Origin of the sequence: Burkholderia stagnalis (assembly GCF_902830275.1) — a bacterium.
GTDB classification, from domain to species: Bacteria; Pseudomonadota; Gammaproteobacteria; order Burkholderiales; family Burkholderiaceae; genus Burkholderia; species Burkholderia stagnalis.
On sequence record NZ_CADESW010000025.1, the window covers coordinates 39919 to 55238 of the forward strand.

Here is a 15320-nt window from a genome sequence, read left to right on the forward strand (position 1 = left end):
GCGTCGGCGGGCAAGGACACGGACGCGCCGCTCAGAACGGCAGCTTGAAGCCCGGCGGCAGCGGCAGGCCGGCCGTCATGCCGCTCATCTTTTCCTGCGAGGTCGCTTCGGCCTTGCGCACGGCGTCGTTGACCGCGGCCGCGACGAGATCCTCGAGCATGTCCTTGTCGTCCGCGAGCAGGCTCGGGTCGATCGACACGCGGCGCACTTCGTTGCGGCACGTCATCGTCACCTTGACGAGGCCCGCGCCCGACTGGCCCTCGACCTCGATCTGCGCAAGCTGCTCCTGCATCTTCTTCATGTTTTCCTGCATTTGCTGCGCTTGCTTCATCAGTCCGGCGATGTTGCCTTTCAACATGGGAATACTCCTTCTTGATCGTGTGAAAACCGGCACGCGGCGCGTGCCGGCCAATGTGTACGGGCGTGATTGTGCCTGCCGCCGCGCGGTTCGTTCAATGCAGCGTCGGCGGCACGCCGCCCGCCGGCACGGCGGCATCGGCGAGCGGCCGCACCGAGCCGTCGACGATGCGGGCGCCGAATTCGCGCACGAGCTGCTGGACGAACGGATCCGCGTGGATCTCCTGCTCCGCCTCGCGCTGGCGCGCCGCACGTGCGGCCGCGTCGAGCGCTGCCGCGGTGCGCCGCGCCGGCCCGACCTCGACGGCGACGTCGACCGGCTTGCCGAGCGCATCCGCGAGCGCGGCCTTCAGTTTCGCGACCTGGGCCGCGTCCGCGTACTGCGGCACGGGCACGGAAAGCTTGAGCGTCGTCGCGTCGACGGCCGTCAGCTCGCTGTTGAACGCGAGCTGGAACGCGACGCCCTTCAACGGGAGCTGTGCGGCCAACGCGGGCCACTCGCCGTCGAAGCCGATCGGGTCGAGCGCGATGGCAGGCGGCAGCGGACGCGTGTCGAGCGGCGCGGACGGCCGGGCTTCCGCCGGCTTCGGCGCACCATTCGGCGCAATACGCACGTCGTCCGGCCCGCTGTCGAAGACCGGCACGAAACCGTCGTCGGGCGGGCCGCCGAACATCTCGTCCGCGCTGAGCGGCACGTACTCGTCCGGCGGAATGTCTTCCCACGGCGGCGGCGCCTGACGCGTGTCGGGCTGCGGCGCGCGGGCGGCGGCACGCGGCGTGGGCACCTGCACCGCGGGACGCGGCGCGGCCGGTTTCGCGGCGGCCGGCGCGGGAGCCGGCTGCGCCGCTGCGGCCGGGCGCGAGCGATCGGTCGATACGCGCATGCCGGCGTTGCGCAGCACGTCGAGCGCCGCGGCGGCGCCGCCGCTGCGCGATGCCGGACGCGCGGCGGATTCCGCCGGCGCGGCGCGCGGCGCGGATTCGGCCGGTGCGGCGACTGCCGCTTCGGCGCGGGATTCGGGTTCGGCCGGCGATGCGGGCGGCTCGCTCTTCGCAACGGCGGCGCCGGACACAGCCACGGGCGCGTCGACTGCCGCGGCCGGCTGAGCCGGCACAGTTGCCGCGGGAACGGCCGTTGCCACGGCAGCGGCAGGCGGCTCGCCAGCGGCACGATCGTCGGGCTGCGCAGGCGCGTCGGCAGCCGGTCGCGCGACCGGCGCGGCAACAGCAGCCGCAGCCGGCTGGCGCATCGCATCGGCAGGCGCTGCCGCCGCCGGCTTCGCGGCAGCCGCCGGCACGGCCGCACGCGGCCCCGGCACGGCGCGCGGCGCGGACGGCTGGCCGACCGGCGCACTGCCGGCGCTCGCGGCGGGCTCGAACGCGAGCATCCGCAGCAGCGTCATCGTGAATCCGGCGTACTCGTCGGGCGCGAGGCCCAGTTCGGCACGCCCGACCGTTGCGATCTGATAGAACAGCTGCACCTGCTCGGGGCTCAGCGTCTCGGCGAAGCGGCGCAGGTCGGCCGCCTCCGGCCATTCGTCTAGCACCGACCCCGGCGCGAACTGCGCCCAGGCGATCCGGTGCAGCAGGCTCGCGAGATCCTGCAGCGCGGTCGAGAACGACAGGCTGCGCAGCGACATCTCGTCGGCGATCGCCAGGATTTCCGGGCCGCCGCCGGCCGCGAGCGCGTCGAGCAGACGCACCATGTAGGTCTGGTCCAGCGCGCCGAGCATGCCCGACACGGCCGTCTCCGTCACTTCGTTGGCCGAATAAGCGATTGCCTGATCGGTCAGCGACAGCGCATCGCGCATGCTGCCCTGCGCCGCGCGCGCGAGCAGGCGCAGCGCCTGCGGCTCGAACACGATCTTCTCTTCGCCGAGAATGCGCTCGAGGTGCGACACGATGTGCCCGGCGGGCATCTGCTTCAGGTTGAACTGCAGGCAGCGCGACAGCACCGTGACCGGGATCTTCTGCGGGTCGGTCGTCGCGAGGATGAACTTGACGTGCGGCGGCGGCTCCTCGAGCGTCTTCAGCATCGCGTTGAACGCGTGGTTCGTCAGCATGTGCACTTCGTCGATCATGTAGACCTTGAAGCGCGCATCGACGGGCGCGTACACCGCGCGCTCGAGCAGCGCGGCCATTTCGTCAACGCCGCGGTTGCTCGCGGCATCCATCTCGACGTAATCGACGAAGCGGCCTTCGTCGATCTCGCGGCAGGCGCGGCATACGCCGCACGGCTGCGACGTCACGCCGGTTTCACAGTTGAGCGCCTTCGCGAAGATGCGCGACAGCGTCGTCTTGCCGACGCCGCGGGTGCCGGTAAACAGATAGGCGTGATGCAAACGCCCGCCGTCGAGCGCGTGCGTGAGCGCCCTGACGACGTGCTCCTGGCCGACGAGCGAAGCGAAATCCTTCGGACGCCACTTGCGTGCGAGAACTTGATAGGTCATCGGGAAATTGTATCAGCAACGCTGCGTCGCGCCGACACGCGAAACGGTACGGAACACGAGTGCGGAAACAGGAGAAGGGGAAATAAAAAACGCCCGGCGAACGGGGCGAGAAGGAAGGTGACGAGCCCGACCCTCGGCACTGGCGGAAAACGGCTGTGGCTGCTTCGTTCCCGACCTGACCAGGTTCACCGGCCCACCATGCGAGGAGGCCCGTCACATCGCATTCTAACACCGCTTACGGCCGAATGCGAACGTTTATGCACACGAATGTGCAAACAAATGCACATGCGATTGCCGCCGCGGCCGCCCTCTTGTATTTTCCGTGCCGGCCTCCATCTGCATGGCGCACCGGTCGTCGGCGCCATCGTGCCCCTACTCGCGAAGCGGCTACTATCGCCGTCAACAGCGGATAGCAATTTAGGCTAATATGACGCCCGAATGACCCGCGAGCCGCGGTACGCAGCGCTTACGCCCTTCTTTTCCGGAGAGCGGAGCTACCTGCCGCAGCGGCCGGCAGCCCGCCGGGCGGCCGGCGCGCCGACAGGCGCCATGCAGGCAGTCCCCGAACCGAAAGAGGTATTGACCAAATGAGCGAACAGATCAAACACATCAGCGACGCTTCGTTCGAACAGGACGTCGTCAAATCCGACAAGCCGGTGCTCGTCGATTTCTGGGCCGAATGGTGCGGCCCGTGCAAGATGATCGCCCCGATCCTCGACGAAGTCGCGAAGGATTACGGCGACAAGCTGCAGATCGCGAAGATCAACGTCGACGACAACCAGGCGACGCCCGCGAAGTTCGGCGTACGCGGCATCCCGACGCTGATCCTCTTCAAGAACGGCGCGGCTGCCGCGCAGAAAGTCGGCGCGCTGTCGAAGTCGCAGCTGACCGCGTTCCTGGACAGCCACCTGTAATTCCCGCGGGTTCGCGGACGTGTTGTCAGCCGGCAACACGTCCGCCGCAAAGCCGCCGATCGGCCGCTCAAGCGCGAATCGGCCTATGCTAGAATTAAAAAACGTCTAGAAGACGCATTTAAGTCTCTGAGCGCTTCCGCTCGCCCTCCTCCCATTTTTCTTTCGTCGCTTCTCTTCCCTGGCGGGATCCCCGTATGCATTTATCCGAGCTCAAGTCTCTGCACGTGTCCGAATTGATCGAAATGGCCAATGGCCTCGAGATCGAAAACGCGAACCGCCTGCGCAAGCAGGAGCTGATGTTCGCCATTCTCAAAAAGCGCGCCAAGACGGGAGAGACGATCTTCGGCGACGGTACGCTCGAAGTGCTGCCGGACGGCTTCGGCTTCCTGCGCTCGCCGGAAATGTCGTACCTCGCGAGCACCGACGACATCTACATCAGCCCGTCGCAGATCCGCCGCTTCAACCTGCACACCGGCGACACGATCGAAGGCGAAGTCCGCACCCCGAAGGACGGCGAGCGCTACTTCGCGCTGGTGAAGGTCGACAAAGTCAACGGGCAGCCGCCCGAGGCCTCGAAACACAAGATCATGTTCGAGAACCTCACGCCGCTGCACCCGAACAAGCCGCTGTCGCTCGAACGCGAAATGCGCGGCGAAGAGAACGTCACGGGCCGCATCATCGACATGATCGCGCCGATCGGCAAGGGCCAGCGCGGCCTGCTCGTCGCGTCGCCGAAGTCGGGCAAGACCGTGATGCTCCAGCACATCGCGCACGCGATCAAGCAGAACCACCCGGACGTGATCCTGTTCGTGCTGCTGATCGACGAGCGTCCTGAAGAAGTGACCGAAATGCAGCGCTCCGTCGCGGGCGAAGTGATCGCGTCGACGTTCGACGAACCGGCCACGCGTCACGTGCAGGTCGCCGAAATGGTGATCGAGAAGGCCAAGCGCCTCGTCGAAATGAAGCACGACGTCGTGATCCTGCTCGACTCGATCACGCGTCTCGCACGTGCGTACAACACCGTGATCCCGGCATCGGGCAAGGTGCTGACGGGCGGTGTCGACGCCAACGCGCTGCAGCGTCCGAAGCGCTTCTTCGGCGCGGCGCGCAACATCGAGGAAGGCGGCTCGCTGACGATCATCGGCACCGCGCTGATCGAAACCGGCAGCCGCATGGACGACGTGATCTACGAAGAGTTCAAGGGCACCGGCAACATGGAAGTGCACCTCGAGCGCCGCCTCGCGGAAAAGCGCGTCTACCCGTCGATCAACCTGAACAAGTCGGGCACGCGCCGCGAAGAAATGCTGATCAAGCCCGAGATCCTGCAGAAGATCTGGGTGCTGCGCAAATTCATCCACGACATGGACGAAGTCGAGGCGATGGAATTCCTGCTCGACAAGATCCGCCAGACGAAGAGCAATTCCGAGTTCTTCGACCTGATGCGCCGCGGCGGCTGATCGCCCGGCAAAGGACCAAACGGCCGCCCGCGCGTTTCGCCCGGCGGCCGTTTTTTCGTGGCCTGTACGCGAACGGCCACGTTGACCTATCATCCGCCCCATCCGAGTCAAACGACTGGCCCTGGGCCTCCGCTCGCCGCCTCCATGCTTTCGAAACTGACCCGCTGGCTCGATCATCGCCGCCGCGAGCGCGCACTGCGCAGCCACCCGATCCCCGATGCGCTGTGGCAGGACACCGTCGAGCGCCTGCCGTTCCTCGACCACCTGTCGCCGGGCGACCTCGGCCGGCTGCGCGAACTGACGAGCCTGTTCCTCGCGCAAAAGTCGTTCTCGACCGCGCACGGCCTCGAGCTGACCGACGCGATGATCGTCGGGATCGCCGCGCAGGCCTGCCTGCCGGTGCTGAATCTGGACCTGTCGCTGTATGACGGCTGGGTCGGGATCGTCGTGTATCCGGGCGAGTTCGTGATCCGCAAGACGGTTCAGGACGAGGACGGCGTCGTCCACGAGGTCGAGCAGGACGCGAGCGGCGAAGCGTGGGAAGGCGGGCCGGTCATCCTGTCGTGGGAAGACGCGCAGATGACCGACGGCCGCGATGCGTACAACGTCGTGATCCACGAGTTCGCGCACAAGATCGACATGATCAACGGTGCGGCCGACGGCTATCCGCCGCTGTTTCGCCGCTGGCATGCGCCGCACCTCGACGCGCAGGCGTGGGCCGACGTGTTCGAGCACGCCTATGACCACTTCTGCGCGCGCGTCGACGCGGTGCCGGATCGCGCATGGGCGCGCTTCGAGCGGGATTCGCTGATCGATCCGTATGCGGCCGACCACCCGTCGGAATTCTTCGCCGTGTGCAGCGAGGCGCTGTTCGTGCAGCCGCGCGCGTTCGAGGCCGAATTCCCGGAGCTGTACCGGCTGCTCGCCCGCTACTACCGGCAGGATCCGGCCAAGACCGGCGCGCTCGACGCACCCTGAAAAATATTCGTCAACCGTCTGATTTTCTGGCATAATCGCCGTTTTTCGACCTTAGGCAAGTGGCTCGCGCCGGGCTTGGCGTCTGTCGATACGCGCATCAACGCGCGGTTCGGAACGGCAAGCGGCGGGTTGGCTACCGCTCTCACCAAGGAAAATCATGAAACCTGGCATTCACCCCGATTACCGCGAAGTCGTCTTCCAAGACATGTCGAACGGCTTCAAGTTCGTGACGCGCTCGACCATCCAGACGCGCGAAACCATCGAACTCGACGGCAAGACCTACCCGCTCGCCAAGATCGAAGTGTCGTCGGAATCGCACTCGTTCTACACCGGCCAGCAAAAGATCATGGACACGGCCGGCCGCGTCGAGAAGTTCAAGAACAAGTTCGGCGCACGCGCCAGCGGCAAGGTCGCGAAGTAAGCTTCGCACCGCATCCGGTGGAAGTCATGCACCGGTACCGCACCAAAGGGCAGCCCAGGCTGCCCTTTTTCGTCTCTGCTCACCCGTGCGTCGCCGGCCCGCGCGCGGGCAACGCCGAAGACGCGCGACGGCCAGCGCGTCTACAATGCCGGATGCTCAAAACCGGCGCGCCGCGCGGCATCGCGCGGGCCGCGCCCAGAACAAATCGCTCATCTGCATGAAGCCAGTCGTTCGTCTCACCGCCTCCGCCACGCGCGCGCTGCCGCGCTGGCTGCTGCTCACGCTCTGCCTCGTCTACGCGGCATTCGGCCTGTTCGGCCGCGACCCGTGGAAAAACGAGGACGCAGCAGGCTTCGGCGTGATGTGGACGATGGCCAAGGGTGGCTGGCACGACTGGCTGCTGCCGAATCTCGTCGGCAAGTTCATTACGACCGACGGGCCGCTCGGCTACTGGTTCGGCGCGCTGTGGATCCGCGCGCTCGGCCCCTGGGTCGACGCGAGCAACGCGTCGCGCCTCTCCACCGGAATCCTGTTCTGCGTCGCCTGTGCGTTCGTCTGGTATGCCGCCTACCTGCTCGGCCGGCGCGCCGAAGTCCAGCCGTTCAAGTATGCGTTCGGCGGTGAGCCGGAGCCGCGCGACTACGGCCGCACGCTCGCCGACGGCGCGCTGCTGATCCTGCTTGCCTGCTTCGGCCTCGCGGAGCGCGGCCACGAAACGACGCCGCAGCTCGCGCAATTCGCGCTGATCGCCATGCTCGTCTACGGGATCGTGCGCGGCATCGACAAGCCGGCCCAGGGCGCGCTGTGGTGGGGCCTCGCGATCGGCCTCGTGGCGCTGTCCGGCAACCCGGTGCTGGTCGTCGCGCTGATCGTCGGCACGGCCGCGCTGTGGCTCGTCGCGCCCGACATGCGCAACCTGCGCGTGGCGGCGATCGGCGTGCCGCTCGCTGCCGCGATCATCGCGCTGTGGGTGTTCACCGCGCTCGCCGTGGCGCCCGACGACGCCGCGTGGTTCTTCGACCAGTGGGTGCACGGCAGCCTGATGCGCTTCTCGGGCCCGCCGACCGCCGTGCTCGCGTATGCGGCAAAGAACCTGCCGATCTTCACGTGGCCTGCGTGGCCGCTCGCGATCTGGGCCTGGTGGAGCTGGGCCGGCCTGCGCCGGCGCGCGCACATCGCGATTCCGCTGTCGGTCGTCGTGCCGCTCGTCGCGCTCGTGATCCTGCAGAGCCAGCAATCGAACCGCATGTACATGCTGCTGCTGCCGCCGCTCGCGGTGCTCGCGACGTTCGCGCTGCCGACGCTCAAGCGCGGCGCGATCAACGCGATCGACTGGTTCGCGGTGTTGAGCTTCACGATCCTCGGCAGCTTCGTGTGGCTCGTCTGGCTCGCGTCGCTCACCGGCTTCCCGCACCCGCTTGCGCGCAACCTCGGCCGGCTCCTGCCCGGTTACGAGCCGCATTTCAAGGTGCTGTCGTTCGTCTGCGCGGTCACGGTGACGGTCTGCTGGTTCCTGCTGGCGCGCTGGCGCGTGTCGCGCCAGCCGAAGGTGCTGTGGCGCAGCGTCGTGCTGTCGGGCGCGGGCACCACGCTGATGTGGGTGCTGCTGATGACGCTGTGGCTGCCGATCGTCAACTACGGCCGCACCTATCGCGACGTCGCGCAGCAGATCGCCACCCACCTGCCGTCCGATTACGAGTGCATTGCGCCGGTGCGGCTCGGCGATGCGCAGATCGCGACCTTCGCGTATTTCGGCAACATGCGCTTCGACTACTCCGGCGATTGCGATGTGATCCTGCGCCAGGACCGCGCCGATTTCGGCGAACCCAGCTCGATGTCGCAATACGTGTGGCGACTCGTCTGGGAAGGCCGGCGCGTCGCCGACCGCGACGAGCGGTTCCGCCTGTACGAGCGCATCGAGCGCCCGAAGACACCGGTCAAGCGCCGGCCGCCGCGCCGCCAGGCCGACGATTGACGATGCTGGCCGACCTCCGCCGGATCATCGGTCTCGCGTGGCCGGTGCTGGTCGGCCAACTCGCGATCATCGGGTTCGGCGTGACCGACACCGCGATGGTCGGCCGTTTCTCCGCGATCGATCTCGCCGCGCTCGGGCTCGGCGCATCGATCTACGTGTCGGTCTTCATCGGCCTGACGGGCATCCTGTCCGCACTGCAGCCGATCACCGGCCAGCTGTACGGCGCGCGGCGCTACGCCGAGATCGGCGAGGAAGTGCGCCAGGCACTGTGGCTCGCCGTGATGCTCGCGGTGCCCGGCTTCCTGCTGCTGCATTTTCCCGAACCGCTGCTGCGGCTCGCGCACGCGCCCGCCGCGCTGCACGAGCGCACCGTCGCATATCTGCGCATCCTGTCGTTCGGGCTGCCCGCGAGCCTCGTGTTCCGCATCTACAACGCGCTCGCCAATGCCGCCGGCAAGCCGCGCCTCGCGATGATCCTGCAGATCGGCGCGCTCGCGCTCAAGTTTCCGCTGAATTTCTGGTTCATCTTCGGCGGCCTCGGGGTGCCGGCGCTCGGCGGCCCCGGCTGCGCGCTCGCCAGCACGCTGATCAACTGGACGCTCGCGCTGACCGGCTTCACGCTGCTCGCGAAACTCGACGTGTTCGCGCCGCTCGCGATCTTCTCGCGCTTCTGCTGGCCCGCGTGGGCGCGCCTGAAGGCGATCCTCAAGCTCGGCGTGCCGATGGGCCTGTCGTACCTGATCGAGGTCACCTCCTTCACCTGCATGGCGCTTTTCATCGCGCAGTTCGGCACGACGACGCTCGCCGGGCACCAGATCGCCGGCAACATCGGCGGCGTGCTGTACATGACGCCGCTGTCGATCGGCGTCGCCACGTCGACGCTCGTCGCCCGTGCGCTCGGCGCCGGCCGGCCCGACGAGGCGCGGCTGCTCGGCCGGCACGGCGTGATGCTCGCCGGCGGCGTCGCCGTGCTCTATGGCGCGATCGTGTTCGCGCTGCGCCCGCTGATCGTCGGCGCGTACACGCCGAACCCGGCGGTCGCCGCGGCCGCGCTGCCGCTCGTCGCGATCGTCACCTGCTATCACTTCTTCGACGCGCTGCAGGTCACCTCCGCGTTCGTGCTGCGCGCGTACAAGGTCGCGATCGTGCCGACCGTCATCTACGCGGTCGCGCTGTGGGGCGTCGGGCTCAGCGGCGGCTACCTGCTCGGCTTCGACGCCGGCGGCTTCTCGCCCGCCTGGCTGACCGGCGCGCGCGGCTTCTGGTTCGCGAACACGATCAGCCTGATGCTCGCGGGCGCCGGGCTCGTGCTTTACCTGCGTCGCGTGAGCCGCACCGCGCGGGCGCTCGCGCCCGAGGCGGCCTGAAACTGCCTGACGCCGCCGGCGCGCGCCACGGCGGCGAGTCAGGCCGCTCGCAGCACCTCCGCCGCGTGATACGACGAACGCACGAGCGGGCCGGCCACCACCTCCCTGAAACCGCACGACAGCGCCTCGTCGCGCCACGCGGCAAACGCGTCCGGGCTCACGTAGCGGCGCACCGGCAGGTGATGCGCGGACGGCGCGAGATACTGGCCGAGCGTCAGCACGTCGACGCCGTGCATGCGCAGGTCGCGCAACGTATCGCGCACTTCGTCATCGCGCTCCCCGAGCCCGAGCATCAAGCCCGACTTCGTCACGAGCGCCGGATGCGCGGCTTTCGCACGCGCCAGCAGCGCGAGCGAGCCGCGGTAGTCGGCGCCCGGCCGCGCCGCGCGGTACAGCGACGGCACCGTCTCGACGTTGTGGTTGAACACGTCAGGCCAGGCGGCCGACAGCGCTTCGAGCGCGCGGGCGACGCGGCCGCGGAAATCCGGCGTCAGCACCTCGACGCCGATGCCCGGCACCCGCGCACGCACCGCCGCGATGCAGGCGGCGAAATGCGCGGCGCCGCCGTCGCGCAAGTCGTCGCGGTCAACCGACGTGATCACGACGTAGCGCAGCCCGAGCGCGGCGACCGCATCGGCAAGCCGCCCGGGCTCGTCGGGGTCGAGCGGCGCCGGACGGCCATGCGCGACGTCGCAGAACGGGCAGCGCCGCGTGCACAGCCCGCCCATGATCATGAAGGTCGCGGTGCGCTGCGCGAAGCACTCGCCGATGTTCGGACACATCGCCTCCTCGCAGACCGAATGCAGCCGATGCTCGCGCAGCACCGCCGCCATCGCGGCGACGCTGTCGCTCATCATCGGCCGCGCACGCAGCCACGCCGGCTTCGGCAACGCGGCGCCGGCCGCCGGCTCGACGCGCACCGGAATGCGCGCGAGCTTGTCGCGGCTGCGCGCGCCCGGCTGGCCGAGCGCCGTCAGGCTGGGACGTTCGAGCGCGGCCGTCATCGTCAGTCTCCGAGAAAGGCGACGATCAGGCGGTTCACGTCGGCGGCCGCCTCCATCTGCACCATGTGCCCGCGGCCCGCCAGCACCTCGGCGCGCACGCCGCCCGGCAGCCCCTGCGCGTGCCGCGCGGGGATCACCTGGTCGCGCTCGCCCCAGATCACCAGCGTGCGCGGTGCGAGCGCCGCGAGCCGGTCGCGGAACACGCGCCGCTGCGTCGCGCCGTCGAACGCGGACGACGCGATCTTCTCGAGCGCCGCCTGCACGCCTTCGAGCCGCTTGTACTTGACGAGATCCTCGACGAGTTGCCGCGTGACGAGCGCGCCGTCCGCGAACAGCTTGCCGAGATGCGGCTTCAGCGAATTGCGGCTGTTGCCGGCGACGAAGCCGTCGATATAGTCGCGATCGATGTCGGGGCCGAGGCCCGCGCTCGCGATCAACGTGAGCGACGCGACGCGCGCCGGCGCGCGCTCGGCCGCCGTCATCGCGACCGCGCCGCCCATCGAGTGGCCGACCAGGTGCGCACGTTCGATGTGCTGCGCATCGAGCAGCGCCAGCACCGCGTCGGCCAGCTCGTCGAGGCTGCCCGAGTCGACCGCCTTGCCCGACTCGCCGTGGCCCGGCAGGTCGAGCGCCCAGACCGGCCGGTGCGCGGCCAGCTCCGCGTGATTGAACAGCCAGTTGTTCAGGTCGCCGCCGAAGCCGTGGATCAGCACCGCGGGCGTGCCCGCACCGTCGCCGAGCTTCAGGAAGCGGACCATGCGGCCGCCGATCTGCGCCTTCTCCGGCTGCGGGCCGGCCGCGTCGTCGGCGGCCGCGCTCGGCGTGAAATCGCGCTGGAACGCGGCGATCGCCGCGTCGATATCCGCGTCGCTCGCCTGCTCCGCCGCGACGACGCCGAGCAGCGCGCCGACCGGCAGCGTGTCGCCCTCCTGCGCGACCTGCCGGCGCAGCGTGCCGTCGAACGCGCATTCGACGCCCGACGAGATCTTGTCGGTCTCGACGTCGAGCACCTCGTCGCCCTTGCTCACCCGCTCGCCGACGGCCTTCAGCCAGCCGTTGACCTGCCCCTGCTCCATCGACAGCCCCCACTTGGGCATCGTGATCATGTGAATCGACATCGTGTCAGCTCCTCGTCTTCAGCACCGCCTGCGCGATCGCGTCGGCGGACGGGATGTACAGGTCTTCGAGCACGCCCGCGAACGGCGCCGGCGTGTGCGGCGCGGTCACGCGCTCGATCGGTGCCTTCAGCGACCGGAACGCGCGCTGCGCGACCAGCGCGGCAATGTCGGTGGCGATCGAGCAGCGCGGATTCGCCTCGTCGACCACCACCACGCGCCCGGTGCGCGCCGCGCTCTCGAGGATCGTCTCCTCGTCGAGCGGCGACGTGGTGCGCAGGTCGATCACGTCGACGTGGATGCCGTCCTTCGCGAGCTTCGCGGCCGCGTCCGTCGCGACGTGCACCATGCGTCCGTAGGTGACGATCGTCGCGTCGTCGCCTTCGCGCACGATGCTCGCCTCGCCGAACGGGATCGCATAGGACTCCTCGGGCACGTCGCCTTCGCGCGTGTACAGCAGCTTGTGTTCGAGGAAGATCACCGGATCGTCGTCGCGGATCGCCTGGATCAGCAGGCCCTTCGCGTCGTACGGCGTCGCCGGGCACACGACCTTCAGGCCCGGGATGTGCGTAAACAGCGACGTCAGCATCTGCGAATGCTGCGCGGCCGCGCGCAGGCCCGCGCCGTACATCGCGCGGATCACGACCGGCGTCACGGCCTTGCCGCCGAACATGTAGCGGAATTTCGCCGCCTGGTTGAAGATCTGGTCGAAGCACACGCCCATGAAATCGATGAACATCAGCTCCGCGACCGGCCGCATCCCGCACGCGGCCGCGCCCACCGCCGCGCCGATGTAGCCGCCCTCCGACAGCGGCGTGTCGAGCACGCGCCCCGGGAACTTGTGGAACAGCCCCTTCGTCACACCGAGCACGCCGCCCCATGCGTCGTCCTCGCCGGGCGCGCCCGCGCCGCCCGCGTTGTCCTCGCCCATCACGATCACGCGGTCGTCGCGCGCCATCTCCTGGGCGAGCGCTTCGTTGATCGCCTGCGAATAAGTGATCTTCCTTGCCATGTCTGTCTCCTGGAATCCGGTCTGTCAGTCGTGGTGCGCGGCGCTCACGGGTACGACACGTACACGTCGGTCAGCAGGTCGGATGCGTCCGGCAGCGGCGCCGCCTTCGCCGCGGCGACCGCGTCGTCGATCAGCCGCTTCACCTGCGCGTCGACCGTGCGCAGTTCGTCGGCCGTGAGCACCTCGGCGCGCACGACGCGCGCTTCGAAATGCTTCAGGCAATCCTTCTCGTCGCGCAGCTTCTGCACCTCGCCGGGCGCGCGATAGGTCTGCGCGTCGCCCTCGAAGTGCCCGAAATAGCGCGAGAACTTCACCTCGACGAGCGTCGGGCCGCCGCCGCCGCGCGCGCGCTCGACCGCCTCGCCGAGCGCCTCGTGCACCGCGAAGAAATCGAAGCCGTCGACGATCACGCCGGGCATCCCGAAGCCGTTCGCGCGATCCGCGATGTTGTCGGTCGCAACCGACCAGCTCGACGACGTCGCTTCCGCATAGCCGTTGTTCTCGGCGACGAAGATCGCCGGCAGCCGCCACACCGATGCGAGGTTCATCGATTCGAAGATCACGCCCTGGTTCGACGCGCCGTCGCCGAAGAAGCACACGCCGACGCCGCCGGTGTTCCGGTGCTTCGCGGCGAGCGCCGCGCCGCACACGAGCGGCCCGCCCGCGCCGACGATCCCGTTCGCGCCGAGCATGCCCATCGACAGGTCGGCGATGTGCATCGAGCCGCCCTTGCCGTGGCACACGCCCGTCTTCTTGCCGTAGATCTCGGCCATCATCCCGTGCACGTCGACGCCCTTCGCGATGCAGTGGCCGTGGCCGCGGTGCGTCGTCGCGACGTAGTCGGCGACGCCGAGGTGCAGCATCGTGCCGACCGCGGACGCCTCCTCGCCCGCGTACAGGTGCACGAAGCCGGGAATCTCGCCGGTCGCGAACTCGACGTGCAGACGCTCCTCGAATTCGCGGATCGTGCGCATCAGCCGGTACGCGTCCAGCAGCGTGTCCCTGCCGAGCTGAGTCGAAACGGTCATGTCTGTCTCCTTGTTTCATCGTTGAAATGCCGCCGCGCGACGGAGTGCGGCGGCGCTGTGCTGCATGGGTTCAGCGCCTTTGCGGCGCGGCCGGCGGATCGCGGCCGGATGTCGTCATCGCCTTCATCGCGGCTCTCCTGCGCGGTCAGCGCGGCCACGCGCGCGAGCCCGCATCGCGCAGCAGCTGGCGCGACGCCGCGTAGCGCAGCGTGCGGCCGACGTCGACCGTCAGCGGCCCGCGCCAGTCGAGCGCAATCACGTAGCGTTCGCCGCGCGCGACCTCGATCTCGCGTTCGCCGTCGAACGCGAGCGTGCCGTGCTCGAACGGAATCGGCTGCCAGGCGCCGGGCTCGAGCCGTTCGCAGCTGCGCATCAGGACGCGGTCGACGCGGCCCGGTGCGATCGGCGCGACGAGCGGCGTGCCGTCGGTCCGGCCCGGCGCGGCAAAGCGCATCGCAAGGCCGTGCGGCGCGCTGCGTTCGAGCGGCGCCCATGCGCCGCCGAGCGCCGACAGGCCGATGCCGTCGGGTTCCGCGAACGTCAGGTAAAGGGTGTCGATGTCCGCGGGCCCGGAAATCGCCCGGGCGCCGATGAAACGCTGGCGCGCCGCGCAGACGTCGACGAGCGCGATGTCCTCGCGGCCCGGCTGCGCGCCGGCCGCGCAGCGCACGACGAGCCGCTTGTTGCGCGCGAACGCGACGTCGGCCGGCACCGCGCCGGTCGCGGCAAGCCCCGCCGCGATGCCGGCGACGGTCGCCTCGCGATGTTCCGGAAACGCATTGTTGGTGCCGGTGGACAGCGCGACGAGCGGCGTCGCGCCGCAGTGCGCGGCCACCGCGCGATGAGTGCCGTCGCCGCCGAGCACGACGATCAGCGTGACGTCCATCCGGTGCATCCACGCCGCGCCCGCATGCGTATCGGCGACGCTGTCCGTGATCGGCAGGTCGGCGAATTCGACTTCGGGCCAGCGCTCGTGCGGCGCGACGGCCCGATGCGTATCGAGCGCGCGCAGCAGCAGCGTCGCGATGCCGGTGCGGTCGCGCAGCGTCAGCACGCGCTCGACGCCGGCCGCGCCGAGGCCGGCCAGCAGGCGCACGACCATGTTCGCCTTCTCCGCGGTCGGGAACACCGACGCGTGCGTCGTGAGGCGGCGGATGTCGCGCCCCGATGCGGGATTCGCGATCACGCCGACGGTAATGGGGGTTGTCACGGGCTTGTCTCCTGTCCCATGCAGGACGTCCG

The 15320-nt window shown here is 69.1% G+C and carries 13 protein-coding genes and 1 other RNA gene; 6 read left to right on the plus strand and 8 right to left on the minus strand.

All coding sequences use genetic code 11. The annotated features are described in order from the left end of the window. Positions 1-31: 31 nt before the first annotated feature. From HWY45_RS31055 to ffs, 3 genes are all read right to left on the minus strand, one after another. Positions 32-358, minus strand: coding sequence for a YbaB/EbfC family nucleoid-associated protein (locus HWY45_RS31055; RefSeq protein WP_017332240.1), 327 nt, complete (start codon positions 356-358; stop codon positions 32-34). Between the two features lie 94 nt (positions 359-452). Then, positions 453-2807 carry a DNA polymerase III subunit gamma/tau gene (gene dnaX, locus HWY45_RS31060; RefSeq protein WP_059882714.1) on the minus strand — a complete coding sequence of 785 codons (2355 nt, stop codon included), beginning with the start codon at positions 2805-2807 and terminating at the stop codon, positions 453-455. Between the two features lie 116 nt (positions 2808-2923). Then, positions 2924-3022, minus strand: an RNA gene (gene ffs / locus HWY45_RS31065) — signal recognition particle sRNA small type. Between the two features lie 372 nt (positions 3023-3394). Between ffs and trxA the strand changes: the two genes are divergently transcribed. The 6 genes from trxA (at position 3395) to HWY45_RS31095 (ending at position 9919) form a co-directional block, all read left to right on the plus strand. Continuing rightward, complete coding sequence (gene trxA, locus HWY45_RS31070; protein ID WP_006402348.1) at positions 3395-3721, plus strand: thioredoxin TrxA; 327 nt, start codon at positions 3395-3397, stop codon at positions 3719-3721. 194 nt (positions 3722-3915) lie between these two features. Beyond that, on the plus strand, positions 3916-5178 hold the full coding sequence (rho, locus tag HWY45_RS31075) for a transcription termination factor Rho (protein ID WP_006478662.1): 1263 nt from the start codon (positions 3916-3918) through the stop codon (positions 5176-5178). A 144-nt stretch (positions 5179-5322) separates the two neighbouring features. Continuing rightward, the gene (locus HWY45_RS31080) at positions 5323-6156 is read left to right on the plus strand and encodes a M90 family metallopeptidase (protein ID WP_059567244.1); all 834 of its coding nucleotides are present in this window, start codon (positions 5323-5325) and stop codon (positions 6154-6156) included. Between the two features lie 157 nt (positions 6157-6313). Then, the gene (locus HWY45_RS31085; protein ID WP_059567246.1) at positions 6314-6577 is read left to right on the plus strand and encodes a type B 50S ribosomal protein L31; all 264 of its coding nucleotides are present in this window, start codon (positions 6314-6316) and stop codon (positions 6575-6577) included. 145 nt (positions 6578-6722) lie between these two features. Continuing rightward, entirely contained in the window at positions 6723-8552 is a 1830-nt protein-coding gene (locus HWY45_RS31090; RefSeq protein WP_124480269.1) for an ArnT family glycosyltransferase, read from the plus strand. Positions 8553-8554: 2 nt separating this feature from the next. Continuing rightward, positions 8555-9919, plus strand: a complete 1365-nt coding sequence (locus tag HWY45_RS31095; RefSeq protein ID WP_059882716.1) for an MATE family efflux transporter — start codon at positions 8555-8557, stop codon at positions 9917-9919. 38 nt (positions 9920-9957) lie between these two features. On the opposite strand, the gene lipA is transcribed toward HWY45_RS31095, so the two are convergent. The 5 genes from lipA to HWY45_RS31120 form a co-directional block, all read right to left on the minus strand. Further along, entirely contained in the window at positions 9958-10923 is a 966-nt protein-coding gene (gene lipA / locus HWY45_RS31100) for a lipoyl synthase (protein ID WP_059882718.1), read from the minus strand. Between the two features lie 2 nt (positions 10924-10925). Beyond that, positions 10926-12041: an acetoin dehydrogenase dihydrolipoyllysine-residue acetyltransferase subunit gene (locus HWY45_RS31105; protein ID WP_059882719.1), complete on the minus strand. Its 1116-nt coding sequence runs from the start codon at positions 12039-12041 to the stop codon at positions 10926-10928. 4 nt (positions 12042-12045) lie between these two features. Then, entirely contained in the window at positions 12046-13050 is a 1005-nt protein-coding gene (locus HWY45_RS31110; protein WP_059809413.1) for an alpha-ketoacid dehydrogenase subunit beta, read from the minus strand. Between the two features lie 44 nt (positions 13051-13094). After that, on the minus strand, positions 13095-14078 hold the full coding sequence (locus HWY45_RS31115) for a thiamine pyrophosphate-dependent dehydrogenase E1 component subunit alpha (RefSeq protein WP_059567259.1): 984 nt from the start codon (positions 14076-14078) through the stop codon (positions 13095-13097). 145 nt (positions 14079-14223) lie between these two features. Then, positions 14224-15288: an ATP-NAD kinase family protein gene (locus HWY45_RS31120; protein ID WP_059882764.1), complete on the minus strand. Its 1065-nt coding sequence runs from the start codon at positions 15286-15288 to the stop codon at positions 14224-14226. Positions 15289-15320: the final 32 nt, after the last annotated feature.

Excerpts from the sequence above, each read along its gene's own strand:
- HWY45_RS31055 (WP_017332240.1), bottom strand. The coding sequence starts at position 358 with ATGTTGAAAGGCAACATCGCCGGACTGATGAAGCAAGCGCAGCAAATG.
- dnaX (WP_059882714.1), bottom strand. The coding sequence starts at position 2,807 with ATGACCTATCAAGTTCTCGCACGCAAGTGGCGTCCGAAGGATTTCGCT.
- trxA (WP_006402348.1), top strand. The coding sequence starts at position 3,395 with ATGAGCGAACAGATCAAACACATCAGCGACGCTTCGTTCGAACAGGAC.
- rho (WP_006478662.1), top strand. The coding sequence starts at position 3,916 with ATGCATTTATCCGAGCTCAAGTCTCTGCACGTGTCCGAATTGATCGAA.
- HWY45_RS31080 (WP_059567244.1), top strand. The coding sequence starts at position 5,323 with ATGCTTTCGAAACTGACCCGCTGGCTCGATCATCGCCGCCGCGAGCGC.
- HWY45_RS31085 (WP_059567246.1), top strand. The coding sequence starts at position 6,314 with ATGAAACCTGGCATTCACCCCGATTACCGCGAAGTCGTCTTCCAAGAC.
- HWY45_RS31090 (WP_124480269.1), top strand. The coding sequence starts at position 6,723 with ATGCCGGATGCTCAAAACCGGCGCGCCGCGCGGCATCGCGCGGGCCGC.
- HWY45_RS31095 (WP_059882716.1), top strand. The coding sequence starts at position 8,555 with ATGCTGGCCGACCTCCGCCGGATCATCGGTCTCGCGTGGCCGGTGCTG.
- lipA (WP_059882718.1), bottom strand. The coding sequence starts at position 10,923 with ATGACGGCCGCGCTCGAACGTCCCAGCCTGACGGCGCTCGGCCAGCCG.
- HWY45_RS31105 (WP_059882719.1), bottom strand. The coding sequence starts at position 12,041 with ATGTCGATTCACATGATCACGATGCCCAAGTGGGGGCTGTCGATGGAG.
- HWY45_RS31110 (WP_059809413.1), bottom strand. The coding sequence starts at position 13,050 with ATGGCAAGGAAGATCACTTATTCGCAGGCGATCAACGAAGCGCTCGCC.
- HWY45_RS31115 (WP_059567259.1), bottom strand. The coding sequence starts at position 14,078 with ATGACCGTTTCGACTCAGCTCGGCAGGGACACGCTGCTGGACGCGTAC.